A 23,631-nucleotide genomic window follows, 5' to 3' on the forward strand; every position below is an offset into this window, starting at 1 on the left:
CGTGGGCCGCACCGTCCGGCCCGCCACCGCACAGTGCTGGCCCGCGCGTTCGGACACGCGGTATTCGGGGGCCGATTCATTCTTTCGGTGCATCGAGGAGTGGGCGCCGGGTCCCGGCGCCGACGGCATCGGGCGCCGGTATCAGGCGTCGGTACAAGGAGTCGGCGCCAAGGTGGCCCTGCGTCCGATCCTGGCGTTCAGGACCCGGACCCGGAGCCGGAGCCGGAGCCGGAGCCGGACCCGGGAACGGGCGGTCGGCTCGCGGTTCAGGCCGGGAGGTCGGTGAGCTCCGGATTGTGCGGCGACGGGCCGACGTCACTCGCGTGGAGCGGCAGGAAGTCCCCGGCCACCAGCGCCTCGGGGGTGAATCCCACGCGGCGCCCGGTTCGGTCGTCGTCGCCGGGGACGCCGGGAGCGGTCCAGTCGACGGCGGCCCGGCCGGACAGTTGGAGGGTCCGGCCCGTGGTGAAGTCGGCGAACAGGAGGGCGGCCGAGGGGTCGACGGCGAGGTTGCCGAGGGTGTTGAACATGTTGTTGCCCTGGTAGTCGGGCCACCACAGACCGCCGTCCGCCACGCGTACGAAGCCGGCGGAACCGCCCCGGTGGGAGGCGTCGGCGCCACGCTCGGCGTGGGTGGTGCCGATCAGGAACGTGTCCGACCGCCGGATCAACTCCACGTCCCGCGGGGAGAGAGCCGTGCCGTGCCGTACCCCGCCCGCGGCCGGGCCGACCGGGGGAGCGGGGGTCAAGTGCCGCTGCTGGATGTACTGCGGGCAGTTCCCGAAGGCCTCGTCCACGTCGATCGTCAGCGCCCCGGTGTCGGCGTCGGCGAGAGTGCCGTTGACCCGGAAGCGGCGGCGGGTGGCGAACTCGATCACGATCACCCCGACCTGCTGCCCGGCCGCGAGTCCGTGCAGGGGATCGCCTTCGGCCGGGGAGGTGCGCACACCGAGTGTGGTGGGGTCCTCGACGGCGAGGAAGCCCGCGGGTCCGGTGAGCGGCGAGATCCACAGGCGGCCGTTCCGGTCGCGGGCGGTGAGCGCGGCGAACGTCCGCCCGGCGAGGAACTGGGCCGCGCCACCGCTCAGCCGTCCGGGAGCCAGCATCCCGGAGAGGCGCGCAGCCAGGCCGCCGACGCCCGCGCGCCGCTGCACGGCGAGTTCTCCGTCGTGGAAGCCGGCGGTCCGGGGCAGTCCCGCGTGGGTCATGGGTTCGTCCTTCCGGGAGGGGCCGGTGGCCGGCCCGGGTCGTGGTGGTCGGCGCCGGCGCCCGGCATCGGTCCGGGACGGGTCCCGGCGAAGGGCCCGGTACGGGCAGTGCGCGTACGGAGTCCCTCCGCTCTAACGTTTGGAGTTGTGTTTATACGTTAGAAGAGTGCCAGGGAAGCCTTCCCTTGTCAAACGGATGGATGCCGCTCCAACCGTTAGAAGTGCGTTACGGTGACGGACATGGAGACCAGCGCGCCGCTTCTGGGGGAACCACTGCCCGTGGAGCTGATGAACACCGTCTGGGCCGACCGCGAGGGAGTGCACGACGCGCTCGACTCCCCGGACGGTGCCCGCGCCTGGCTGCGTGCCGTCGCCGCCCGCACCGGGTTCATGGCCGGCTCCGACGCGGACGTGCCGTCGGCGGGTGAGTTCGAGGAGCCCGCCCGGCGCCTGGTCGGGTTGCGTGACGCCCTGCGGCGGCTGGCCGCCGAGGTCACCGGCGACACGCGTCCGACGGATGCGCACGCCTCGGGGGCGGGCGGGCTGGGTACTGCGGTCGCCGAGTTGAACGACGTCGCGAGCACGGTGCCGAGTTGGTCCGCTCTGGCCTGGACGGCCGGTAAGACCCCCGAGCGGCGCACCCGTACCGGCGGCACCCCCGCGGCCGCCGCGGTCTCGGCCCTCGCCGAGGAGGCGATCGCGCTGTTCGGCGGGGAGGACCGGCTGCGGATCAGGGCCTGTCTGGCACCCGGGTGCGTCCTCTACTTCCTGAAGGACCACACGCGCCGGGAATGGTGCTCCACGTCGTGCGGCAACCGCGCGCGGGCGGCCCGCCACTACCGGCGCCACCGGGGGACCGCGGAGTGAGCGCCCACGTCGGCGCATGCCGGCACTTGAGTCTCCTGCGGGGGGAGACCGCACAGTAGGGCCATGGACGGCGACACTCTCCACCGGACGAGTCCGGCGGGGCTGAGCCGCCGACCCCGCACCGTCACCCTTCCGTCGAGCGCCCCTCTCACGGTTTCACGGCCGCCCCCGGCCGCGGATCGGCCGCCCGGATCCGGTCCCCCAGCCCGGCAAAGCCCACCGGCGCACTGCGTGGGGGCGTCGGTGGGCGGGGGCGGGCGGCGGGGCTTAGCGTGGCGGGGCCGACGTGAACAGGAGGTTCGTCGCATGGCCGGGACCGGGACAGGGGCGATGGGGAGCGGGTACGGCCGTCACTCCGCCGCCCAGCACGAGGGACTTCAGGCCGCCGCCGGCATGCTCGACCGGGCGCTGCGGGACGTCCCCGTGCCCGACGACGGGAGCGCGTTCCGAGTCGCGGACCTCGGCTGCGCCTCGGGAACCAACGCGATGGAGCCCATGGCGCGAACCGTCGCCGCCGTGCGCGCCCGCCGCGCCGGCACACCCGTCTGGGTCACCCACACCAACATCCCGACGAACGACTTCGGCGCGCTCTTCAGCACGCTGGCGGGCGGGACCTCGTACACCCGGAGCCCGGGGGTCTTCGCCTGCGCGCAGGCGCGCTCGTTCTACGAGCCCCTGTTCCCGCCGCGCGAGCTGCATCTGGCGTGGAGTTCGATCGCCGTGCACTGGCTGTCCGGGGTCCCGCTCCCGATCGGCGGACACATCTACGGATCGCGGGCCACCGGCGAGGCCCGGGCCGGGCTGCGCCGCCAGTCCGCGCAGGACTGGGCCGCCTTCCTCGGGCACCGCGCGGCCGAACTGGTCCCGGGTGGACAGTTGGTCGTGGTCGGCGGCGCCGCCACGGACGACGGACTCAGCGGCGCCGAGGGCCTGTTCGACCTGGCGGTGGAGGAGTTGCGCGACCTCGTGGCCCGGCACGCGCTGATCGACGAGCAGTTGGCGGTCATGACGGTGCCGACCTGGAACAGGACTGAGGCGGAGTTCACCGAACCGCTGCTGACGGGCCCGTTCGAGGACAGCTTCCGGCTGGAGGAGCGGGAGTTCGTGGTCCTGGAGGACCCCATGTGGACCCGGTACACCGCCAATGGGGACCTCGACGCGTACGCGGCGGAAGTGGCGGCCTCGTTCATGGCCGCCTTCGGACCCTCGCTGTTCGAGGGCCCGGCGGCGGCCGGAGCGGAAGTGGCGCGGCGGTTCGCGGAAGGGCTCACCGCGCGGGTGCGGGACCGGCCCGAGGAGGGCGCGGCCCGCTGGCGTGTCCAATTGCTCCGGGCCACCCGGCTCTGAACGCGGACGCGACGGACCCGGAGGCCGGGCAGACCCCGAGGCCGGGCAGACCCGGAGGCCGTGCGGACCCGAGGCCGAGCGGACCCGAGGCCGAGCGGACACGAGGCCGTGCGGGACCGGTGGCGGGCCACCGGTCCCGGGTGCGCCGGGGCCGCGGGTTCAGGCGCCGACGTACTCCGCGAGGTGCTGTCCCGTGAGGGTGGAGCGGTCGGCGACCAGGTCGGCCGGGGTTCCCTCGAACACGATCTGCCCGCCGTCGTGGCCGGCGCCGGGACCCAGGTCGATGATCCAGTCGGCGTGCGCCATGACCGCCTGGTGGTGCTCGACGACGATGACGGACTTGCCCGAGTCGACCAGCCCGTCGAGCAGGCCGAGCAACTGCTCCACGTCGGCGAGGTGCAGGCCCGTGGTCGGCTCGTCGAGGACGTAGACGCCGGCCTTGTCCGTCATGTGGGTGGCCAGCTTGAGGCGCTGCCGCTCGCCGCCGGAGAGCGTGGTGAGGGGCTGGCCGAGGCTGAGGTAGCCGAGGCCGACGTCCGCGAGCCGGGTGAGGATGCGGTGCGCCGCAGGCGTGTGCGCGTCGCCCGAGCCGAAGAACTCCCGGGCCTCCGCCACGGACATGGCGAGGACCTCGCTGATGTCGCGGCCGCCGAGGTGGTACTCCAGCACCGAGGCCTGGAACCGCTTGCCCTCGCACTCCTCGCACGGAGTGGCGACGCCGGCCATCATCGCCAGGTCGGTGTAGATGACGCCCACACCGTTGCAGGTGGGGCAGGCGCCCTCGGAGTTGGCGCTGAACAGCGCCGGCTTCACACCGTTGGCCTTGGCGAACTCCTTGCGGATCGGGTCGAGCAGTCCGGTGTACGTGGCCGGGTTGCTCCGCCGCGAACCGCGGATCGGGCTCTGGTCGACGGACACCACGCCCGCGTCGGCCGGGAGCGACCGGTGCACGAGCGAACTCTTGCCGGAGCCGGCGACTCCGGTGACGACCGTGAGCACCCCGAGCGGGATGTCCACGTCGACGTCGCGCAGGTTGTTCGCGGTGGCGCCACGGACCTCCAACGCGCCGTTCGGCTCGCGGACCGTCTCCTTGACGGAGGCCCGGTCGTCGAAGTGGCGTCCGGTGACGGTGTCCCCGGCCCGCAGTTCCTTGACGGTGCCCTCGAAGCAGACGGTGCCGCCTCCCGTGCCGGCGCCGGGGCCGAGGTCCACGACATGGTCGGCGATCGCGATCATCTCGGGCTTGTGCTCCACGACGAGGACCGTGTTGCCCTTGTCCCGCAGCCGCAGCAGCAGGTCGTTCATCCGCTGGATGTCGTGCGGGTGCAGACCCGCGGTCGGCTCGTCGAAGACGTACGTGACATCGGTGAGGGACGAGCCCAGGTGGCGGATCATCTTCACGCGCTGCGCCTCGCCGCCCGACAGCGTGCCCGCCGGACGGTCCAGCGCGAGGTAGCCGAGGCCGATCTCGACGAACGAGTCGAGGGTCTGCCGGAGCGCTGCGAGCAGCGGAGCCACCGACGGCTCCTCGAGGCCGCGCACCCACTCGGCCAGGTCCCGGATCTCCATCCCGCAGGCGTCGGCGATGCTGATCCGCTTGATCTTCGACGAACGCGCGCCCTCGCTGAGCCGGGTGCCGTCGCACTCGGGACAGACGGTGAAGGTGACCGCCCGCTCCACGAAGGCGCGGATGTGCGGCTGCATCGCTTCCTTGTCCTTGGACAGGAACGACTTCTGGATCTTCGGGATCAGCCCCTCGTAGGTGAGGTTGACGCCGTCGACCTTCACCTTGGTCGGCTCGCGGTACAGGAGGTCCTGCATCTCCTGCTTGGTGAACTTGCGGATCGGCTTGTGCGGGTCGAGCAGGCCCGACTCCGCGTACACGCGCACGGTCCAGAAGCTGTCCGACTTCCAGCCGGGGATGGTGAACGCGCCCTCGGCCAGGGACTTGGAGTCGTCGTAGAGCTGCGTCAGGTCGATGTCGGAGACCGAGCCCCGGCCCTCGCAGCGCGTGCACATGCCGCCGGTGCGGTTGAAGGTGGCCTTCACCGCCTTCTTGTTGCCGCGCTCCACGGTGATCGCGCCGCTCGCGCGGACCGAGGCGGTGTTGAAGGAGTAGGCGCTGGGCGGACCGATGTGCGGCTTGCCGAGCCGGCTGAACAGGATGCGCAGCATCGCGTTGGCGTCGGTGGCCGTGCCGACCGTCGAGCGGGGGTCCGAACCCATTCGCTGCTGGTCGACCGTGATCACGGTCGTCAGCCCTTCGAGCACGTCGACCTCGGGCCTGGCCTGCGTGGGCATGAAGCCCTGCACGAAGGCGCTGTACGTCTCGTTGATCAACCGCTGGGACTCCGCGGCGATCGTGTTGAAGACGAGCGAGCTCTTGCCCGACCCGGAGACGCCGGTGAACACCGTCAGCCGCCTCTTCGGGATCTCGATGCTGACGTCCTTGAGGTTGTTCTCGCGCGCGCCGTGCACACGGATCAGATCGTGGATGTCGGCAGCGTGCAGCACAGGCGACCGCTTGTTCGTCCCCGTGGCCTTGCTCATGGTGTCTCCGTCTCTGTGGCGGACCCGCCTGCGCGGTCTCCGTCGGTGTCGCCCGGGCTCGATCTAACCAGCTTCGGGCAGTACGTCTGTCGCAATTGGTGCCGCCGGTCGCGGTGACGGGAGGCTCCCTCCCGAAGGGCTGCGCCCCCGGGCGCCGGTCGCGTCAGCGCACGTGCCGGCCGCTGCCGCCCGACCGCTCAGGGCAGTTCCCGGATGCGGACGAGGTTGCCCGCGGGATCGCGGACGGCGCAGTCGCGCACGCCGTACGGCTGCTCGGCGGGCTCCTGGACGACCTCGGCGTTCCCGGCCCGAAGGCGTTCGAAGGTCCCGTCGAGATCGGCTGTGGCGAGGAGGACGCCGGCGAATGTGCCCTTGGCCATCATCTCCACGACGGCGCGGCGCTCGTCGTCGGTGACGCCGGGGTCGGCCGACGGGGGTTCGAGGACGATCGAGGTGTCCGGCTGGCCGGGCGGGCCGACGGTGATCCAGCGAAGCCCGTCGTAGCCGGCGTCGCCGCGGACCTCGAAGCCCAGCGCGTCGCGGTAGAAGGCGAGGGAGGCGTCCGCGTCGGTGTGCGGGAGGAAGCTCGCGTGGATGGTGATGTCCATGCACGCCACGCTAGGCGCGGCACCCGGGCCGGTGCTTCTCGGATCCTGACCGGTCCGCGCGACGGCGCCCTTGCCGCCGGTGGCGGCACCGGACCCGGGCGGACGCGGCGGCCCCCGGCGGACGCCCTCACGGCGGACGCGTCGGGCAGGCGGCAGGGCGCTGGGGCCGTCCCGCGGGGGACCGTGCGCCGGTCGTCCGCCCGCCGAGGGACGGCCGATGGCTACGGCAGGTCGGGCCGGCTAAGCGCCCGGGCGGCCGACTCGCCGCTGCGGCGCGCGTACACCAGCCGTTCACGGACCTCGCGCATGGTGCGGGGCCGGAAGCCCGGGCCGCCGCAGCAGCTCTTGTGGAAGCCCACACCGGCGTGCAGCAGCACGGTCAGCGTCCGCCACGCCGCGGTGTCCCGGCGCCTGGGCGCGGCGAACGCCGACCCCGCGTGGATCAGTGGTCCGGCGCAGCGCGGGCAGATCCGCTGTCGTGCCCTGTCGTGGGGCTGCTTGTAGGACACCCGGCAGGCCAGACAGACGTACGAGGTCTTCACGTGGCTCATCCGCGCAGCGTAGAGCGGGCTTCGGCAGGCGGCCAAGGGGATTTGCGGTGCGCGACGCGCTGCGGCGGAGGCGCTCCTCGGCCGGCCGGGCGGCGCCGGGCCTCAGCGCCGAGGCACCCGCACGACCGCCGTTCCGCCGTCCAGATCCACCGTGGTCCGGTTCGGCGGGGCCCCGTCCTCCTCGTCGTCGCGCAGGACGAGGGCCGACTGCCGTTCCTTGAGCTCGTTCTGCTTGCCCGCCGAGAAGGTGGCGTGCAACTGCTCGAAGCCGGTCGCCGATATCTGCCCCTGTCTTGCGCTGTTCCGCCAGGGGAGCAGACCGGCGCGCCCTGCGCGCAGGAGCACCTGGTCGGCGAGGGCCACCACCGTCAGGAGGATGACCAGTCCGGGCAGTGTCATCAGCACGGCGAATCCCATGCCGCCAGTATCCCGGTGGCGACGCCACCGGTCCGCCCACTCGTCCGGTACGCGACCGTCGTACGGGGACTCGAAGTCAAGTGCTGTCGCCCGCGCCCGTCGCCTCGGCGCCGTCCGTGCGCAGGGCGGGCGCCGGGCTCCCTTGACCTGAAGTCCAGTTGAGTTCCTAGCGTCGTGCGTGTCGATCCACCGACCCGAAGGACGGTTGCCATGCAGTACTCGCACTCCGACGCCGAACTCGTCCGTCAGCCCATCGGGTACTGGAGCTGGGCGGCTCACAGGGCCACGGTCGACCGCATCCGGGCCGCCCTGGCGGAGATCGGCACCACCCAGCCCCAGTGCTGGGTGCTCGCCCGGGTCGCCGATGCCGGGACCGCGAAGAACCGGGACGACGTGTCGCGGCTCCTGGGGAACTACCTCGACACGGGCGCGGACGGGGTGGACGCGGAGATCGACGCGACCGTCGACCGGGGATGGGTCGCGCAGGACGCCGAGGGCGGTCTGCGTCTCACGGCGGCGGGCACGGACTTCTACGTGCGGGCCGCCGCGCTCCAGGCCGATCTGTGGGAGGAACGGCACCGGGGCATTTCCGAGGAGGACTACCTGACGACCCTCAAGGTGCTTCAGCGCTTCATCCACAACACCGGTGGGCGTGCCTGGCACCACTGAGGCGCCTTGCGCCGGTCGGCACTCCGGGAAGCGGCGGCCGGGGCGCGACTCGCTCGGGGCACCCTGAGTTGAATCGGGCCCGTGTCCCGCCGCCCGCACCACCCTCGGTGCGTCGGCGGGAGCCGGGCGGGTGTCATGCGGGGACGTGCGGGCCGCCGGTCCCCCGTGTCGCCGAGGACGGTTCGACCGCACCTTCCGCGGGGATGTCGGCCTCCCAGCGCAGCAGGTCTCCCGGCTGGCAGTCCAGTGCCTCGCACAGGGCGGCGAGGGTGGCGAAACGCACCGCCTTGGCCCGGCCGTTCTTGAGTACGGCCAGGTTGGCGGGAGTGATACCGACGCGCTCCGCGAGCTCGCCCACGGACATCTTCCGCCGGGCCAGCAGCACATCGATGTCGACCGTGATCGGCATCAGATCACCTCGGCCAGTTCTGCCCGCATCTCTGCCGCCTCGACGTCCCGGGCGACCGCCTGCGCGAGCAGCATCCGCAGTACGAGAACGATGAGTGCGATCCCCAGGATCGCCACCATCACGCCGCCGATCAGCAGGACCACGCCAGGGGCCACGGCCTCGCCCGGCGCCAGAACGACCCCGAGCGCGAAGGTCAGCAGTGCGGCGGTCCCGAACGCGCCGGTGACGATGTCCACGTACCGGAAGGCGGCGTGGGAGAACACCGTGCCGCGCCGGACCATGGTCACGAGCCGCCACACGCAGACCACGACGACCTGGGCGGTCACGAGGCCCAGGAGTGTGATCACGACGACCGGGACGCGCACGGTGGCGTCCGCGTCCTTCATGTCGGCGGCCAGCAGCGGCACCATCACCGCCTGGACGAACACCGACCCGGCGAGCAGCGCCACCATCACCGTGCGCAGCGCGAGCAGTGCCAGCCTTCCCATCACATCTCCTTCGATCGGGCAACGATGGAAATCTATCGAAAGTCGATAGGTTCGGCAAGTGTGACGGTGCGGTCGGCCCGGGGCGGTCGCGCGGCCGGCGCGCCTCTGCCGACCCGCCCGACGACTCCGCGGCACGTGCCCCCGGTGGAGCCCCCTCCGTTCTCCGCGGCGGGCGGGGCCGCTCATCCGCACGGCCGCACTTTGGCGTGCCGCTCCGGTCGGCCGCTCGTACGCTGGAGCCCGGGGGCCACAGCGCGGAGGTCTCGCATGCCCCGAACGATCTGGTCCGGAGCCATCTCGTTTGGCCTGGTCACGGTGCCGATCCATGTGCGGTCGGCCGTGGAGGACCACTCGATCCACTTCCGCCAGTACCACCTCAAGGACATGAGCCGGGTGCGCGTGCGCAAGATCTGCGAGCTGGAGGACCGGGAGGTCGCCCAGGACGAGATCGGCAAGGGGTACGAGGTCTCCAAGGACCAGGTCGTCGCCGTGCTGGACGAGGAGCTGCGGGCGCTGCCGCTGCCCACGGCCAAGGCCATCGAGATCGAGACGTTCGTCCCCGCGGACAGCATCGACCCGTTGCAGATCGGTGAGGGCTACTACCTGGAGCCCGACGGCCAGATCGCGGCCAAGCCGTACACCCTGCTGCGGCGGGCGCTGGAACGCTCCGCGAAGGTGGCCGTGGCCAAGTTCGCGTGGAGCGGCCGCGAGCGGCTCGGCCTGCTCCGCGTCATCGACCAGGTGATCGTCCTGCACGCGATGAAGTGGCCCGACGAGATCCGCGACCCGTCCTCACTGGCTCCGCAGGCGGTCGAGGTCGACGAGAAGGAGATCGAGCAGGCGCAGGCGCTCATCGACGGGATGACGCGGGACGACCTTGAGGGGGAGGAGTTCACCGACCGGTACACGGACGCGCTCGCCGAGGTGATCAAGGCGAAGCGCGGGGGGAGCGAGCTGCCCGAATCCGCGGAGCCCGCCGCGCAGTCCGGACAGGTCGTCGACCTGATGGCCGCGCTTCAGGAGTCGGTGGCCAAGGCGCGGGTCGCCCGGGGCGAGGACGCCACCGTGCACGAGATGCCCAGGAAGAAGGCCGCGGCCGGGAGAACGGCGAAGAAGACCGCGGCCAAGGAGACGGCGGCGAAGAAGACCGCCAAGAAGACCGCCAAGACGGCGGGCGGGACCGCGAAGAAGGCACCCGCGAAGGCCGCGAAGAAGGCTCCGGCCAAGAAGACCGCAGCGAAGAAGCCGCGCCGTAGCGCGTAGGTGCGTCCCATATCGGTTCCGGTAGGGAAGTCTGGTGGGGTTGCCGCCCCGCGTTTCCCCGAGCCGGGGCGGCAACGTCCGGGCGCCCGCCGCGCGGGCGCGCCGCGAACGCACCGACGGTCCCGAGCCGGCCCCGTACCCGCGCGGACGCGGTCCCCGCAGGGGCGCCGGCACTGGCGTCGGGGGCGCACGGCGGACTCAGGCGTCTTCCGCGGGCAGGGCGTACAGCCCGGGGAGGTTCACCACGACCGCCTCCTGCGTACTGCGGGCGATGACGACCACGGCCTCCTCGGCGGTGTCCGGGTTCTCCTCCCGGTGCGGCACGAACGGCGGCACGAAAACGTAGTCGCCCGGGGAAGTCCGCAGCCGCACCTCCTGCGGCTCCTGTCCGGAAGCGTCCAGGAACACGAACTCGGGGTGCCCGGAGACCACGTAGATGGCCGTCTCGGACTCGCCGTGGTGGTGGTCCGACGACGAGGTCGAGGGCGCCACATGGGTCTGGCCCATCCACAACTTCTCGGAACCGACGGCCTTTCCGCTCACGGCGGCGAACCTGCGCATGCCACCCGTCTGCGCCGTGTCGCCGTCCAGCGCGTCCGCGCGGATGTGGTGCAGACGGGTCCGCAGGGGCGCCGCCGAGGAGTTCGAGGTGTCGTGGAGGTGAGGGTGGAAGCCTTCACCGGGAGTCGTCAACGGCTTGCTCATGAGGCGACGCTAGGGCGGTCCCGAAAAGGGTGTCAAGAGGTGTCCTTTGCCGTTCACCTGCGGCAATGTTCCCGCAATGAACGGGGAGGTGACGTGAAGCCCCGTGCCGCGACCGGCCGGTCGGGCATGATGTGCCCATGCATATCTCCGCGAAGGCGGACTACGCCATGCGGGCCCTGCTGGAGCTCGCCCGTGAACCCGCCCATCCGCTGACCTGTGAGGCGATCGCCTCCTCGCAGGGAATCCCGTTCCGCTTCCTGAAGTCCGTGGTGGGCGAGTTGCGCAGGGCCGGCCTGGTGCGCAGCCAGCGCGGCTGCGAGGGCGGCTACTGGCTCGGCAGACCCGCCGGCGACATCACGCTCCTGGACGTCGCGCGCGCCGTGGACGGCGAGTTGCTCTCCCTGCGGGGCGACGCGCCCGGCGGCCTCGAGTACCCCGGCCCGGCCGTCGGGCTGCCCGGAGTGTGGCGGCAGGTCGAGGAGGGCGTCGCGGCGGTGCTGGGCGGAGTCACGCTCGCCTCGCTGGTGCCCGAGCCCGCCGTCGAACGGCTGTCCCGCGCGGACGTGGCGTGACGGACGGACGGCAACTCCCCCCGGTGGTCGAGGTGGTGGAGTACACCGATCCCATGTGCCCCTGGGCATGGGGGTCCGAGCCGGTCTTCCGCGCCCTGCGAACGGCCCTTGAGGGTCAGGTCCGCTGGCGCCGCGTGTACGCCATCCTCTTCGACCACGACGACGACCCGCCCCCCGACCCGGCGGCGGAGACCGCCTGGTACGCGCGGTACGTCGCGGACGTCACCGGGCACACCGGGGCACCCCGGGCGCGGGAGCTGAGCAGGATGCCGGCCAGCTCCTGGCCGTCCTCCCTGGTCGCCAAGGCCGCCGAACGGCAGGGCGGCCAGGTGGCCGAACGGGTGCTGCGGCGGCTGCGGGAGACCCTTTTCGTCCTCGGCGAACCGGCGGACACCCATGAGTCGGCGCTGTCGGCGGCGCTGGGCGTGCCGGGCCTGGACCCGCGCCGGCTGTCGGCCGACTCCCGCTCGGCGGCGGTGCTCGAAGAGGTGCGGGCCGACCGCGCGGAGGCGCGCCGGCCCGTGCGTGAGGTGCTGGTCGCGCAGGACGGGTCGCCGCACCCCGGCACTGCCAAGGAGACCGCCGACGGCGGCCACCGCTACGCCCTTCCGACGCTCGTGGTGCGCGCTCCCGAGACGCGGCGCGCGGTGCCGGGCTGGCGGTCGTTCGAGGAGTACGCGACCGCCCTCCGGGTGGTGCGCCCCGGCCTTTCGACGACCGTCGGAGGGCTCCCCGCGCACGAGGCCCTGGAACGCCATCTGAGCCTGACCGACCCGGAACGCCGGGTGTTGGCCGACGGCCCGTGGCCGCCCCCGCGGGCGTCGCGGGTGGACACCGGCAACGGGCCGCTGTGGCTGCATCCGGAGGAGGCCGCCCGGCACCCGGCGTGCGGCCGGCGGACTCCCTCCGCGCCCTGACAGGCCTCTGATCTGCAGTCAGCTGCCGTCCCGCCCAATGAGACACCAATTGGTGTCCATTGACAGCCGCTCTCGGCGGCCCCCAGGATGTGCACCATGCTTACGACGCACCCCGGTGTGGTGTGCCGCTACGTGGACCTGCGGCGCACGTCCAGCGCTCTCTGTCGCTGACCCACCGCGACCCGAGGCCCCCCGGCGCCTGACGCACCCGTCAGTCCCCGGCCGCCCGCCGCTCGCCCGAGCCGCGGCAGCCGACGACAGCGCGCCCGCCTCTCCCGCCGCTCCTCCCCGCCCTCTCCCCGCTTCACGGTCCGCCCTCGCGAAACCGTCGACGCTCCCTGCCCCGGCACCGGTCTGCCCGATGCGCGCCGAAGCGTGCACGGCCATGCCCTCGCACCGGTGCGTCGACCTGTCCGTACGAGTGCGCGCCGACCCTTCTTCCCCGAACGCGCCGTGGCGCGTGCCGGGGCCGGCAGAGAAAGAAAAACGATGTCCGGACGCCTCACGAACCGCCGCCCCGGAGCGAACCTCCGCTCCCCCCGACTGCGTGCCGCAGCCCTGGGCACCGTCCTTGCCACCGTGCTGACCCCGGCCCTCGCCGCCTGCGGCGGGGACGACGCGGCGGCCTCCGGCGGCAGCGCCACCCTCAAGTGGACCTCCTCGTACTTCCCGACCCACTGGGACCCGGTCGTCGGCGGCAGCGGCGCCCAGTTCCGTGAACTAGCCCTCGTGTACGCCTCGTTGACCCGCACCGACGAGAGCGGGAAGGCCGTCCCGGACCTGGCGAAGAGCTGGGAGTACAACGACAAGGGCGACGAGATCACCTTCCACCTGCGCCCCGGGCTGAAGTTCAGCGACGGGGAGCCGCTCGACGCCACCGCGGTCAAGGCGGCCGTCGAACGGGCCAAGAAGCAGAAGAACTCCGCCCTGTTCGGCGACCTGACCTCCATCACCTCGGTCGACGCCGACGGACTCGACGCTGTGGTCCACCTGAACCAGGTCGACTACCAGATACCCCAGTTGCTCGGTCAGCGCGTGCTGCAGATCGCCAGCCCCAAGGCGGCCAAGGCCCCCGCAGAACTGGACCAGAACCCCGTCGGCGCGGGTCCGTTCACCATCACCCAGCTGATTCCGGGCACGAAGGCGGTGCTGAAGAAGAACCCCGACTACTGGGACGCGAAGAACATCCACATCGACAACGTCGAACTGACCTCGGCGCCGGACGCCTCCACCGTCATCTCCGGTCTCCAGACGGGCGTCTACAACTTCGCCGACATCGACCCCAGCCAGGCGGACGCCGCCAAGAAGGCCGGCCTCGACGTCTTCGTGCAGCCGGGCTTCAACGCCTCCAACCTCAGTCTCAACGTCAACAAGGCCCCGTTCGACAACGACAAGGTGGTCGACGCCGTCCGATACGCCGTCGACCGGCAGGAGTTCGTCGACAAACTGACCTTCGGCTACGGCGAGGTCACCAACCAGCCGTTCCCCAAGGGCTATGTGGCCTACGACCCCGAGTCGGAGAACGCCTACGCCCACGACCCGGCCAAGGCGAAGAAGCTCCTCGCCGAGGCGGGCTACAAGTCCGGCGAACTCAAGCTGAACCTGGTGATCCCCGCCGAGGACCCGCAGGCCGAGGTCGTCCAGTCGCAGTTGGCCAAGGTCGGCATCAAGGTCACCATCAAGATCGACAAGAACTGGGCCACCCCGTTCTTCGCCAAGGACCTGACCTTCTCCCTGTACGGAACCACGGGCCGCGACTCCGCGGCGCAGACCCTCACCGCCCACTTCGGCCCCAACGGCCCGCTGAACCTCAGCTCGCCCTACGAGCCGAAGGGCTTCGAGGAGGCCATCGCCAAGGTCCGCCAGACCCCGCTGGACGCGCCCGCCTACGCGCGGACACTCCAGGCGGCCACCCGGGCCGGACTGGAGAGCAGGGCCCTGGTCTTCACCTACTCCCAGCCCAACCTCATCGCCAAGAACAAGTCGATCTCGGACCTGCCCAAGAACCCGGCCCACATCGACTGGACCGGCGTGACCATCTCCAGCGGCAACTGACCACCGTCCACGCCGAATCCACTGCAGAGAGGGGGCAACTCCATGACGAAGAGCGCACCTTCCACCATCACCACCGTGTCCGCCGGACGTCGCGGGGTCGCCATGGCCAGGACGCGGCACGCGCTGGGCCGCGTCCTGGCCGCCCTCGCCCGATCGATCGCGATCTTCGTGCCCGTATTCGTGGTCGCGACGTTCGTGACGTTCGCGCTGAGGTCACTGAGCGGGCTCAGCCCCGCCCGGATCCAGCTCGGCGAGGAGGCGACTCCCGAAGCCATCGCCCGGGTCGAGGCCCAATGGGGTCTCGACCGGCCCTTCCTGGTCCAGTACTGGGACTGGTTCAGCGGCGTCCTGCACGGCCAACTCGGCGCGAGCTGGACCAACGGCGCCGACATCTCCACCCTGATCGGTCTCGGCCTGGGCGTCAGCCTGTCGGTCGCCACGCTCGCGCTCGTCATCGGCGTGGTGGTGGGCTTCGCCCTCGGCACCCTCGCCGCGGTACGGCGCACCACCTGGATCGACCGGACCATCACGGGATTCGTCACCGTCGTCTCCGTGATGCCCGCCTTCGTGGTCGGCATCGTCCTGGTGGCGGTCTTCGCGGTCGGCCTCCACCTGTTCCCCTCCGCCGGATACGTTCCGGCGGAGCAGGGGATCGGGCCGTGGCTCGCCCACATCACGCTGCCGGCGCTCGCCCTGAGCTTCGACGTCATCGCCGACGTCGCCCGCCAGTTGCGCAGCAGTCTGATCGCCGCCTACCGCGAGAACTACGTGACGGGCGCGCTGGTACGGGGACTGAGCCCGCGGCGCATCTTCTTCGGACACGTACTGCGCAACGGCCTCGGACCCACACTCGCCACACTCGGCCTGAAGTTCCCCGCGCTCGTCGGCGCCTCCGTCATCACCGAATGGATCTTCGGCCTCCAGGGCTTCGGCCGCTTCGCCAACGACTCCGCCCAGGCCGGCGACGTACCGGCCGTCCAAGGAGTCCTCGTCGTGTCGATCGTCCTGGTCGTCGCCTTCAACCTGATCGTCAACCTGCTGCTGGCGCGCGTGACGCCGGCGGCCCAGCGGGGGGTCTGAGCCATGGTGCGCCGCGTACTCGCACTCACGACCGGCCGGATCGCCGTCGCGATCCTGACCCTCGTCGCCCTGCTCGCCGTCCTCGGTCCGCTGCTGGCCCCCCAGGACCCGCTGGCCACCAGCGACACCATGCTCGCCGCCGCCTCGGGCGACCACTGGCTGGGGACGGACTACCTGGGCCGCGACGTCTTCAGCCGCCTCCTCGACGGCTCCCGCGTCAGCGTCCTCGGCTCCCTCGAAGTCGCCCTCACCGCCCTGCTGGTGGGAGCGGTGCCCGGCATCCTGTCGGTCTACCTCGGCCGCGGCTTCGAATGGATCACCCTCCGCCTCGCCGACACCCTGGTCGCCCTGCCCTTCCTGCTGTTCGCGGTCGCCGTGATCGCACTGCTCGGCAACGGCATCACCCAGGCCATGCTGGTGACCGGCGTACTCGTGTCCCCGCTGTTCTACCGGGTGGCACGCGCCGCGACCCTCGCCGTCGCACGCTCCCCGTACGTGGAGGCGGCGCTCATCTCCGGCGCCTCCCTCGGCTGGGTCGTGCGCCGCCATGTGTGGGTCAAGGTGCTCCCGCCGATCGCGGTCGCCCTCGCCCAGACCATCGGCGTCGGCTTCGTCATCGTGTCGAGCCTGACGTTCCTCGGCATCGGCGTCCAACCGCCCGCGCCGACCTGGGGAGGACTGCTCGCCTCGGACCTGGGCTACCTCAGCCACCGCCCGTGGGCACCGCTCACCCCCGCGCTCCTGATCATGGTCACCGTCTGGGGCAGCAACCTGCTGGCCGACGCGATCCGAGACGTCTCGGGCGAGGCCGGCCGCGCCCTGGTCAACCAGCGCAGAGCCCGAGCCAACCGCCCCGACAAGGCCGACCCCGCGCCCGCCGGAGGTACCCGATGACCACTCTGTCCGACAACATCACGGCACGGCCCACCCGGCCGTACGCACCCGGGAACGCTGCCGCCCCCGGCGGCTCCGCCACCACGGCCCCGCCCCTGCTCGCCGTCCGCGACGTACGGATCAGCGACCGGGTCGCGGACCGCGACATCGTCCACGGAGTCAGCTTCGAACTCACCCCCGGCCGCACGGTCGGCATCGTCGGTGAGTCCGGCAGCGGCAAGACCCTCACCTGCCGCGCCGCCCTGGGCATCCTGCCCCCGCACTTCGAGATCGGCGCGGGCTCCATCGAGATCGACGGCACCGACACGGCCACCCTGACCGCCGCCGACTGGACGGCACTGCGCGGCGCGACGATCAGCGCCGTGTTCCAGGACCCGGCCTCCTACCTCAACCCCTCGATCCGCGTGGGCGCCCAGATCGCCGAGGTCGTCCGCGTGAAGAAGGGCCTCGGGCGCCGAGAGGCACGCCACCGGGCCGTCGAACTCCTCCACGCGGTGCACCTGCGAGAACCGGAACTCGTCTACGGCCAGTACACCCACGAGCTGTCCGGCGGCATGCTCCAGCGCGTCCTGATCGCCACCGCGATCGCCGCCGACCCGCGGATCCTCATCGCCGACGAGGCCACCACGGCACTCGACGTCACCGTCCAGGCCGAGATCCTGGACCTCCTCGCCGACCTGCGCGAACGAGCCGGACTCGCCCTCGTGGTCGTCTCCCACGACCTGGCCGTCGTCTCCCAGCTGTGCGACGAGGTCCTCGTCATGCGGCAGGGCCACGTCGTCGAGCGGGGACCCACCCGCACGGTCCTGCACGAGCCCCGGCACGAGTACACACGGCTGCTCATCGCCGAGCACGAGCAGTACGGCCTGGACAAGTTCCTGGCGAAGGAGGACGCGTGACCACCGAACCGTCACCGCGGAGCCCGTCCGGCACCCGGGAGCCGTCGCCGCCCGAGGACTCCACCGGGACACGGGCGCAGCGGTCGCCCGGGGACTCCGGCCGACTCCGGGAGGCGCGCCCGACGGGACACTCCCCAGGTCCGGGCACGACCCCGCCACCCGTCCTCCAAGTCGCCGGTCTGCGGGTCCGGTACGGGCTCGGCCGCCGACGGCGCACCGCGCTCGACGGCGTGTCCCTCGACGTGGCCCGCGGCGAGACCGTCGGTGTCATCGGCGAGACGGGATCGGGCAAGTCCACTCTCGCCCGCGCGATCCTCGGCCTGGTGCGCGCCGACGCCGGCACCATCGCCATCGGTGGCGAGGACGTCGGCGGCCACAACCGGCGCCGGTGGCGTGCCCTGCGCCGCCGCGGAGTCGTCCAGTACGTCTTCCAGGACCCGCTGCGCAGCCTCGACCCCGACCTCACCATCGAGGACTCCCTGACCGAACCCCTCCTCGTCCAGGGCGTCCCGCGCCAGGAGGCCGCCGCCCGCGCCCGTACGTTCCTCGACCGCGTACGCCTCACGGAGGAACTCCTCGGCAGGCTGCCGGGGGAGCTCTCCGGCGGGCAGCGCCAACGCGTCGCCGTCGCCCGGGCCCTGGTCACCGAACCCCGACTGGTCATCCTCGACGAGCCGGTGAGCGCCCTGGACTCCGCCAACCGCGTCCAGATCCTGGAGATCCTCAAGGAACTCCGGTCGGACGGGGTGGCCCTCGTCTTCATCTCCCACGACCTCGGATCCGTCGCGGGCATCGCCGACCGCATCGCCGTGCTCCACCAGGGAGAACTCGTCGAGACCGGCACCGCACGCGACGTCATCCAGCGGCCCCGGCACCCCTACACCCGCCTGCTCGTCAGCTCCGCGCCCACGCTGCACGGCGCGCCGGCCGAGCGTGCCGAACGCGCGGCCCTGCGCGCCCTGCTGCACGTCTGACCCACCCGCCGCGCGGCACACCGCACGGCCCCACCGCGAGACCGCACGCACCACCCCGCCCACGGGGCCGGCCGCGCGGACACCTCCCGCACGCCCGGCGCGCGGGGCCACCGCCGCCCCGCCCGTCCCGCTCCCGGCACAGACCGCCCGACCCACCCACAGACAGGAAGCACCATGCCCCGCACGATCCACCTCGCCCTGCACCCCTACGGCGTCGGCGGCCCCGGCCAGCACGGCCTCTGGAAGGACTCCCGGGTCGCCAAGAACGCCAGCATCGACATCAACTACTACATACGCCAGGCGCAGGCCGCCGAACACGCCCTGTTCGACGCCCTGTTCATCGTCGACAGCCAGTTCATCAACGCCACGTACCCCGCGCACTACCTCAACCGCCTCGAACCGCTGACGCTGCTGTCGGCGGTCGCCACCCACACAAGGCACATCGGCCTCGTGGGCACGGCCAGTTCCACCTACAACTCGCCGTTCAACCTCGCACGCCGCTTCGCCTCCCTCGACCACATCAGCGGCGGCCGCGCCGGCTGGAACGTCGTGACCAGCTTCGACACCGGCACCTCCCGGAACTTCGGACTCGACGAGCACCTCGACTACACCACCCGCTACGGCCGCGCCCTGGAGTTCGTCAAGGTGGCCCGCGGCCTGTGGGACTCCTACGAGGACGACGCGTTCGTCGCCGACGTGGCCCGCAACGTCTTCCTCGACCCGGCCAAGCTGCACGAACTCCACCACGAGGGCGAGCACTTCAAGGTCGCCGGACCGCTCAACCTCTCCCGCTCGCCGCAGGGCCAGCCGGTGATCTTCCAGGCCGGTGTCTCCGAGGAGGGCCGCGACCTCGCCGCCCAGGTCGCCGAGGGCATCTACGCGCCGGGCGGAACCCTCCAGCAGGCACGCGAGTACTACGCCGACATCAAGCAGCGCACCGCCTCGTACGGCCGCGACCCCGAGCACATCAAGATCTTCATCCACGGCGGACCGGTCGTCGCCGCCACCGACGAGGCGGCCCGGCGCCGCGAGCGGGAGATCTTCGAGGAGGACAACGACTTCGACCGCAACCTCGCCCTGCTCGGACGCTCCTTCGGCGCGTACGACTTCAGCGCGCACGACCTCGACGCCCCCTTCCCCGACGTGGCGCACCTCGCGGAGAAGGGCGGCCGGACGGGCGCCGGGAAGCTCATCGAACGGGCGAAGTCCGAGAACCTCACGCTCCGTCAGGTCACCGAGCTGGTCAACGAGTTCCGCAACTCGCCGTTCGTCGGCTCACCGCGGACGGTCGCCGACACCATCGAGACCTGGTTCGCGGCAGGCACCTTCGACGGCATCAACCTCGCCTTCCGCACCACCGACGAACTCGACCTGTTCGTCGACGGCGTCGTGCCGATCCTGCAGAAGCGCGGCCTGTTCCGCACCGAGTACGAGGCCGACACCCTGCGCGGCAACCTCGGTCTGCCCGTCCCCGCCAACCGCAACACCCGCGCGCCCCAGCTCGTGAACGACTGACGGGGGAGGACCGTGACAGACCACTCGGAGACCGGCGGACGCGACGTCCACACGGTCCGGTTCCCGGCGGCCACACCCCCGGGGACCACGGACGTCCTGATCGTCGGCGCGGGCCCGGTGGGCCTGTCGGCGGCGGTCGAACTGACCGCGCGCGGCCTGCGGGTCGCCGTCGTCGACCGCGCCCGCACCGCGACGCTGGTACGGGCCGGAGCCATGGGGCACACCCCGCGCGTGGTGGAGCACTTCCGCCGCTGGGGCCTGCTGCAGCGCATCCGCGCCGCCTGGACGTACCCCACCGAATGGAACCAGGGCACCAGACTGGTCACCTCCCTCGCGGGACACGAACTGCTGCCCACCCCGCGGCCGTCGTTCAACGGTCGCGAGGAGCCCCCGCACTCGCTCCAGGAGGCACTGCGCCGCCCGCAGACCGCACTTCAGCAGGTGTTCCTCGACCGTCTGCGCGAACAGGACGTGAGCGTCGCCGGTGGCTGGGAGCTGCGGGAGCTCGACGAGGACGCCGACGGTGTGACGGCGGGGCTCGTCGACACCGGCACCGGGCGCCGCCGCACGGTGCGCGCGGCCTACGTCCTCGGCACCGACGGGGGCCGCAGCACCACCCGCCGGCTCGCCGGTATCCGGCGCGAAGGAGAGCACGCCCGCGAGAAGCGGCTGCGGCTCATCGTCCGCACCGGGGACATCTCCGACCGGGTGGGCGCCGCCCCCAGCGGCAGCAACATCGTCTTCAACGACACCGCGTCCGGCTTCCTTGCCGCCGTCAGCACCCGCGAGTGGCGCGTCTACGCCGGGCCGTACCCGCTCGACCACGAACCCGCCGAGGAGGAACTGCTCGCCATCGGCCGCGCCGCGTTCGGATTCGACCTGGACCTCGAACTCGTCTCCGCGACGACCTTCTACCACGCCACCCGGATCGCCGAGACGTTCCGCCGCGGACGCGTCCTGCTCGCCGGCGACGCCGCCCACGTACGCACCCCGGGCGGCAACCTCGGCGAGGGGTTCGGGGACGTGGTCAACCTCGGCTGGAAGCTCACCGCGGTCATCAGGGGCCACGCCCCGCAGACCCTGCTCGACTCCTACGACCAGGAGCGCCGCCCGCACAACTGGCGCGTCGCCGACCACGCCCTCGAACGCTCCAGGCGCTCGCAGCGCACGCTCGCGGAGATCCGGCGCGGCGGCATCCCCGACGACGCCGACCTCAGCCCCGAGGCCACGCTCCGCCGCACCCGGATCGGGGAACTGCTGCGCCGGGACCACACCGGCGGGGACGGAGTCGCCTTCGACGAACGCTACGACGCCTCGACCGTGATCTGGTACGAACCCGGCCAGCTCGCCGACGAGCCCGCCTGGCGCGGAGACGTCTACGAGGACGATCCGCGCCCGGGCCACCGCGCACCCGACGGCCGGGTCGACCCGTACGGCGGCACGCTCCACGACCGCGTCGGCGACCGCTTCGCACTGCTCGTCCTCACCGAGGACCGAGGCGTCGAACGGGAACTGGCCGCCGAGGCCGCGGCCCGGTCCCTGCCGTTCACCGTCGTCCACCTCCCCGACCCCGGGGTCCGATCGGTGTACGGCACCACCAACGTCCTCGTCCGCCCCGACCAGCACGTCGCCTGGCGCGGCACCCGGCTGCCCGACGGGGGCGCCGCCGCCCTCCTCGACCGGGTGCTCGGCCACCGCGCCGAGCAGCAGCCGCAGGGCCCGCTGCTCGCCGCGGGCACGTCCGGGTCGGCCGCCTGATGCCGGAAGGGCCGAGACTCCCATGACCGACCGCACGCCGCGCTTCCGGCTCGGCTTCCTCACCCACGTCCAGGGCCGCGACGCGGACCTGGCCCGCACCTACCGGAACGCCCAGGAACTCTTCGTCGTCGCCGACGAACTCGGCTTCGACGTCGGCTGGGTCGCCCAGCACCACGTCTCCCTCGGCGGCGGCGGCCTGTCCTCGCCGTGGACGTTCCTCGCCCACGCGGCGGCCAGGACCACCCGGATACGCCTCGGCACCGCCATCACGGTCCTCCCCCTGGAGGACCCGATCCGCCTCGCCGAGGACGTCGCCACCGTCGACACCCTCAGTGGCGGCCGGGTCGAGATCGGCGTGGGGAGCGGCTCCAGCGACGTGGAGTTCGCGGCGTTCGGCAAGGACGCCGCCCGCAGGCGCGAACTGACCAGCGAGAACCTGGCCGTTCTCCGCCGGGCGCTGGCCGGCGAGGAGGTGGGCACCTCCGGCTTCCGCATCCAGCCGCCCCCCGGCGACTTCAACGGCCGGCTCTGGCAGGGGGCGTTCAGCGCGCAGGGCGCCCGGTACGCCGCCGCGGCGGGCTCCAACCTGCTGCTCAACCGTGCCGCGTACGGCTACGACACCCCGACCGACGAGGTGCAACGCCCCTGGGCGGACGCGTTCCTGGACGCCTGGGACACCCCGCGCCGACCCAGGATCGGGCTGTCGCGACTCGTGTTCCCGGCCAAGGACAGGCGCACCGCACTCCGGCAGATCGGCGACGACGTCCACCGCGCGGCACTCCGCATGTCGGCGAGCGGGGCCTTCCCGAAGGACGTGTCGGCAAACGAGGCGCTGCGCCGCTTCCACGCCTTCCACGGTGCTCCCGAGGAGATCGTCGAGCAGTTCCACAAGGAGCGCGTCCTGCCCGTCGCGACCGACCTCATCGCCCAGTTCAACCCCGCCGTCCCGGACCAGGACGCCACGATCCGAGCCCTCGAACTCATCGCCGCGGATGTGGCCCCCGCCCTGGGCTGGCAGCCCGCCGCAACGACCGAACGCCCCTCCGCAGGAGTCTGAGATGACCGAGTACACCGACCACCACGCCCCCGAAGGCCTCCGCGTCCGCGGCACGATCGTCGTGGTGCCGGGCCGGGGCGAGACCCGCGCCACGTACGCACGGCTCGGCAGACGACTGGCCGCCGACGCCTACCGTGTCCGTGTCGTCGACGCGCCGCACATCGCCCTGGACGCCCTGGACGCCCTGGACGCCCCGGACGCCCCGGACGGTACCGACGGCTCCCTGGCGCGCCTCGGCGCCCGCCTGCTGGAGGCCGCCGAGGACACGGCCCCCGCCGACGGACTCGTACGCCCCCTGGTCCTGGTGGCGGCGGACCTGGGCGCGGCGGCCGTGGCCGCCCTGCTCGGGTCCGGCGAACGGCCCGCGACCGTGCGGCCCGACGCCGTCGTCCTCGCCGGCCTGCCGGGACACCGTGCCGCCGCGGCGGGCACCTGGGACGACGAACTGGACATCCGCACCTCCTGCCCGGCGCACCGGGGCGCCCTGACCGACGACCCCCGGGTCCGGCGCGGCGCCCTCGACGCCGCAGTCCCCGACAGCCTGCTCACCGCGGCGCACGACGGCGGGATCACCGTCCCCGCGCTGTTCCTCGTCGGCGACGCCGACCCCCTCGCGGACCGCGACACGCTCGCGCGGACCGTGAAGTCGCTGCCAAGGGCCCGTCTCTCCGTGGTGCGCGGGGCCCACCACGACGTCCTGAACGACGTGCAGCACCGCAGCGTGGCGGCCGAGGTCGTCACGTTCCTGGAGACCCTGCGCAACGACCTGGTGCCCGTGGTCGCCGTGGAGTCGAGCACCTGGTGAACCGCGCCCCCGGGCCGGTGCGC

General features: G+C 72.4%; 23 protein-coding genes. 15 read left to right on the forward strand and 8 right to left on the reverse strand.

Annotated elements, in window-relative coordinates; all coding sequences use genetic code 11:
- Positions 1-266 precede the first annotated feature (266 nt).
- Positions 267-1,208, reverse strand: coding sequence for a pyridoxamine 5'-phosphate oxidase family protein (locus IE265_RS16170; protein ID WP_190036269.1), 942 nt, complete (start codon positions 1,206-1,208; stop codon positions 267-269).
- A gap of 240 nt (positions 1,209-1,448) precedes the next feature.
- Between IE265_RS16170 and IE265_RS16175 the strand changes: the two genes are divergently transcribed.
- Together IE265_RS16175 and IE265_RS16180 are read left to right on the forward strand one after the other, a co-directional pair.
- A complete protein-coding gene (locus IE265_RS16175; protein ID WP_190036270.1) occupies positions 1,449-2,075 on the forward strand; it encodes a CGNR zinc finger domain-containing protein in 627 nt (208 codons plus the stop codon).
- 306 nt (positions 2,076-2,381) lie between these two features.
- Positions 2,382-3,422, forward strand: coding sequence for a class I SAM-dependent methyltransferase (locus IE265_RS16180; RefSeq protein ID WP_190036271.1), 1,041 nt, complete (start codon positions 2,382-2,384; stop codon positions 3,420-3,422).
- A gap of 159 nt (positions 3,423-3,581) precedes the next feature.
- Here the strand turns inward: IE265_RS16180 and IE265_RS16185 are convergent, their stop codons facing one another.
- The 4 genes from IE265_RS16185 to IE265_RS16200 form a co-directional block, all read right to left on the reverse strand.
- Positions 3,582-5,972: an ATP-binding cassette domain-containing protein gene (locus IE265_RS16185; protein WP_190036272.1), complete on the reverse strand. Its 2,391-nt coding sequence runs from the start codon at positions 5,970-5,972 to the stop codon at positions 3,582-3,584.
- Between the two features lie 197 nt (positions 5,973-6,169).
- Positions 6,170-6,580: a VOC family protein gene (locus IE265_RS16190; RefSeq protein WP_190036273.1), complete on the reverse strand. Its 411-nt coding sequence runs from the start codon at positions 6,578-6,580 to the stop codon at positions 6,170-6,172.
- A 221-nt stretch (positions 6,581-6,801) separates the two neighbouring features.
- A complete protein-coding gene (locus IE265_RS16195; RefSeq protein WP_190036274.1) occupies positions 6,802-7,131 on the reverse strand; it encodes a deoxyxylulose-5-phosphate synthase in 330 nt (109 codons plus the stop codon).
- Between the two features lie 102 nt (positions 7,132-7,233).
- Positions 7,234-7,548 carry a DUF6191 domain-containing protein gene (locus IE265_RS16200; protein ID WP_190036275.1) on the reverse strand — a complete coding sequence of 105 codons (315 nt, stop codon included), beginning with the start codon at positions 7,546-7,548 and terminating at the stop codon, positions 7,234-7,236.
- 210 nt (positions 7,549-7,758) lie between these two features.
- Between IE265_RS16200 and IE265_RS16205 the strand changes: the two genes are divergently transcribed.
- Positions 7,759-8,217 (forward strand): MarR family winged helix-turn-helix transcriptional regulator, encoded by a 459-nt coding sequence (locus IE265_RS16205; protein ID WP_190036276.1) that lies wholly within the window; start codon positions 7,759-7,761, stop codon positions 8,215-8,217.
- Positions 8,218-8,350: 133 nt separating this feature from the next.
- Here the strand turns inward: IE265_RS16205 and IE265_RS16210 are convergent, their stop codons facing one another.
- Positions 8,351-8,626: a helix-turn-helix domain-containing protein gene (locus tag IE265_RS16210; protein ID WP_190036277.1), complete on the reverse strand. Its 276-nt coding sequence runs from the start codon at positions 8,624-8,626 to the stop codon at positions 8,351-8,353.
- A complete protein-coding gene (locus IE265_RS16215) occupies positions 8,626-9,114 on the reverse strand; it encodes a DUF2975 domain-containing protein (protein ID WP_190036278.1) in 489 nt (162 codons plus the stop codon). The genes IE265_RS16210 and IE265_RS16215 overlap by 1 nt, the downstream gene beginning before the upstream one ends.
- 267 nt (positions 9,115-9,381) lie before the next feature.
- On the opposite strand from IE265_RS16215, the gene ku reads away from it, so the two are divergent.
- Positions 9,382-10,377, forward strand: a complete 996-nt coding sequence (gene ku / locus IE265_RS16220; RefSeq protein ID WP_190036279.1) for a non-homologous end joining protein Ku — start codon at positions 9,382-9,384, stop codon at positions 10,375-10,377.
- 198 nt (positions 10,378-10,575) lie between these two features.
- Here the strand turns inward: ku and IE265_RS16225 are convergent, their stop codons facing one another.
- The gene (locus IE265_RS16225; protein WP_190036280.1) at positions 10,576-11,082 is read right to left on the reverse strand and encodes a cupin domain-containing protein; all 507 of its coding nucleotides are present in this window, start codon (positions 11,080-11,082) and stop codon (positions 10,576-10,578) included.
- A 137-nt stretch (positions 11,083-11,219) separates the two neighbouring features.
- Here IE265_RS16225 and IE265_RS16230 point away from each other — a divergent pair, with 137 nt between their 5' ends.
- The 11 genes from IE265_RS16230 (at position 11,220) to IE265_RS16280 (ending at position 23,608) form a co-directional block, all read left to right on the forward strand.
- Positions 11,220-11,654 (forward strand): RrF2 family transcriptional regulator, encoded by a 435-nt coding sequence (locus IE265_RS16230; protein ID WP_190036281.1) that lies wholly within the window; start codon positions 11,220-11,222, stop codon positions 11,652-11,654.
- 53 nt (positions 11,655-11,707) lie between these two features.
- Complete coding sequence (locus IE265_RS16235) at positions 11,708-12,571, forward strand: DsbA family oxidoreductase (protein WP_190036418.1); 864 nt, start codon at positions 11,708-11,710, stop codon at positions 12,569-12,571.
- Between the two features lie 489 nt (positions 12,572-13,060).
- Positions 13,061-14,626 (forward strand): ABC transporter substrate-binding protein, encoded by a 1,566-nt coding sequence (locus IE265_RS16240; protein WP_190036282.1) that lies wholly within the window; start codon positions 13,061-13,063, stop codon positions 14,624-14,626.
- Between the two features lie 42 nt (positions 14,627-14,668).
- Positions 14,669-15,706: an ABC transporter permease gene (locus IE265_RS16245; RefSeq protein WP_373302961.1), complete on the forward strand. Its 1,038-nt coding sequence runs from the start codon at positions 14,669-14,671 to the stop codon at positions 15,704-15,706.
- Between the two features lie 3 nt (positions 15,707-15,709).
- On the forward strand, positions 15,710-16,600 hold the full coding sequence (locus tag IE265_RS16250) for an ABC transporter permease (protein ID WP_190036283.1): 891 nt from the start codon (positions 15,710-15,712) through the stop codon (positions 16,598-16,600).
- A complete protein-coding gene (locus tag IE265_RS16255; protein WP_190036284.1) occupies positions 16,597-17,499 on the forward strand; it encodes an ABC transporter ATP-binding protein in 903 nt (300 codons plus the stop codon). The genes IE265_RS16250 and IE265_RS16255 overlap by 4 nt, the downstream gene beginning before the upstream one ends.
- A gap of 179 nt (positions 17,500-17,678) precedes the next feature.
- Entirely contained in the window at positions 17,679-18,473 is a 795-nt protein-coding gene (locus tag IE265_RS16260; protein ID WP_190036420.1) for an ABC transporter ATP-binding protein, read from the forward strand.
- A gap of 174 nt (positions 18,474-18,647) precedes the next feature.
- Positions 18,648-19,988, forward strand: a complete 1,341-nt coding sequence (locus tag IE265_RS16265; protein WP_190036285.1) for an NtaA/DmoA family FMN-dependent monooxygenase — start codon at positions 18,648-18,650, stop codon at positions 19,986-19,988.
- 12 nt (positions 19,989-20,000) lie between these two features.
- The gene (locus IE265_RS16270) at positions 20,001-21,746 is read left to right on the forward strand and encodes an FAD-dependent monooxygenase (RefSeq protein WP_190036286.1); all 1,746 of its coding nucleotides are present in this window, start codon (positions 20,001-20,003) and stop codon (positions 21,744-21,746) included.
- A gap of 22 nt (positions 21,747-21,768) precedes the next feature.
- Entirely contained in the window at positions 21,769-22,803 is a 1,035-nt protein-coding gene (locus IE265_RS16275) for an LLM class flavin-dependent oxidoreductase (protein ID WP_190036287.1), read from the forward strand.
- 1 nt (position 22,804) lies between these two features.
- A complete protein-coding gene (locus tag IE265_RS16280) occupies positions 22,805-23,608 on the forward strand; it encodes a serine aminopeptidase domain-containing protein (RefSeq protein WP_190036288.1) in 804 nt (267 codons plus the stop codon).
- Positions 23,609-23,631 lie beyond the last annotated feature (23 nt).

This window comes from Streptomyces fructofermentans, from assembly GCF_014651055.1.
Taxonomy (GTDB): domain Bacteria; phylum Actinomycetota; class Actinomycetes; order Streptomycetales; family Streptomycetaceae; genus Streptomyces; species Streptomyces fructofermentans.

Excerpts from the sequence above, each read along its gene's own strand:
- IE265_RS16180 (WP_190036271.1), top strand. The coding sequence starts at position 2,382 with ATGGCCGGGACCGGGACAGGGGCGATGGGGAGCGGGTACGGCCGTCAC.
- IE265_RS16250 (WP_190036283.1), top strand. The coding sequence starts at position 15,710 with ATGGTGCGCCGCGTACTCGCACTCACGACCGGCCGGATCGCCGTCGCG.
- IE265_RS16205 (WP_190036276.1), top strand. The coding sequence starts at position 7,759 with ATGCAGTACTCGCACTCCGACGCCGAACTCGTCCGTCAGCCCATCGGG.
- IE265_RS16225 (WP_190036280.1), bottom strand. The coding sequence starts at position 11,082 with ATGAGCAAGCCGTTGACGACTCCCGGTGAAGGCTTCCACCCTCACCTC.
- IE265_RS16230 (WP_190036281.1), top strand. The coding sequence starts at position 11,220 with ATGCATATCTCCGCGAAGGCGGACTACGCCATGCGGGCCCTGCTGGAG.
- IE265_RS16240 (WP_190036282.1), top strand. The coding sequence starts at position 13,061 with ATGTCCGGACGCCTCACGAACCGCCGCCCCGGAGCGAACCTCCGCTCC.
- IE265_RS16190 (WP_190036273.1), bottom strand. The coding sequence starts at position 6,580 with ATGGACATCACCATCCACGCGAGCTTCCTCCCGCACACCGACGCGGAC.
- IE265_RS16265 (WP_190036285.1), top strand. The coding sequence starts at position 18,648 with ATGCCCCGCACGATCCACCTCGCCCTGCACCCCTACGGCGTCGGCGGC.
- ku (WP_190036279.1), top strand. The coding sequence starts at position 9,382 with ATGCCCCGAACGATCTGGTCCGGAGCCATCTCGTTTGGCCTGGTCACG.
- IE265_RS16255 (WP_190036284.1), top strand. The coding sequence starts at position 16,597 with ATGACCACTCTGTCCGACAACATCACGGCACGGCCCACCCGGCCGTAC.
- IE265_RS16245 (WP_373302961.1), top strand. The coding sequence starts at position 14,669 with ATGACGAAGAGCGCACCTTCCACCATCACCACCGTGTCCGCCGGACGT.
- IE265_RS16170 (WP_190036269.1), bottom strand. The coding sequence starts at position 1,208 with ATGACCCACGCGGGACTGCCCCGGACCGCCGGCTTCCACGACGGAGAA.
- IE265_RS16235 (WP_190036418.1), top strand. The coding sequence starts at position 11,708 with ATGTGCCCCTGGGCATGGGGGTCCGAGCCGGTCTTCCGCGCCCTGCGA.
- IE265_RS16215 (WP_190036278.1), bottom strand. The coding sequence starts at position 9,114 with ATGGGAAGGCTGGCACTGCTCGCGCTGCGCACGGTGATGGTGGCGCTG.
- IE265_RS16175 (WP_190036270.1), top strand. The coding sequence starts at position 1,449 with ATGGAGACCAGCGCGCCGCTTCTGGGGGAACCACTGCCCGTGGAGCTG.
- IE265_RS16200 (WP_190036275.1), bottom strand. The coding sequence starts at position 7,548 with ATGGGATTCGCCGTGCTGATGACACTGCCCGGACTGGTCATCCTCCTG.
- IE265_RS16185 (WP_190036272.1), bottom strand. The coding sequence starts at position 5,972 with ATGAGCAAGGCCACGGGGACGAACAAGCGGTCGCCTGTGCTGCACGCT.
- IE265_RS16280 (WP_190036288.1), top strand. The coding sequence starts at position 22,805 with ATGACCGAGTACACCGACCACCACGCCCCCGAAGGCCTCCGCGTCCGC.
- IE265_RS16195 (WP_190036274.1), bottom strand. The coding sequence starts at position 7,131 with ATGAGCCACGTGAAGACCTCGTACGTCTGTCTGGCCTGCCGGGTGTCC.
- IE265_RS16210 (WP_190036277.1), bottom strand. The coding sequence starts at position 8,626 with ATGCCGATCACGGTCGACATCGATGTGCTGCTGGCCCGGCGGAAGATG.
- IE265_RS16275 (WP_190036287.1), top strand. The coding sequence starts at position 21,769 with ATGACCGACCGCACGCCGCGCTTCCGGCTCGGCTTCCTCACCCACGTC.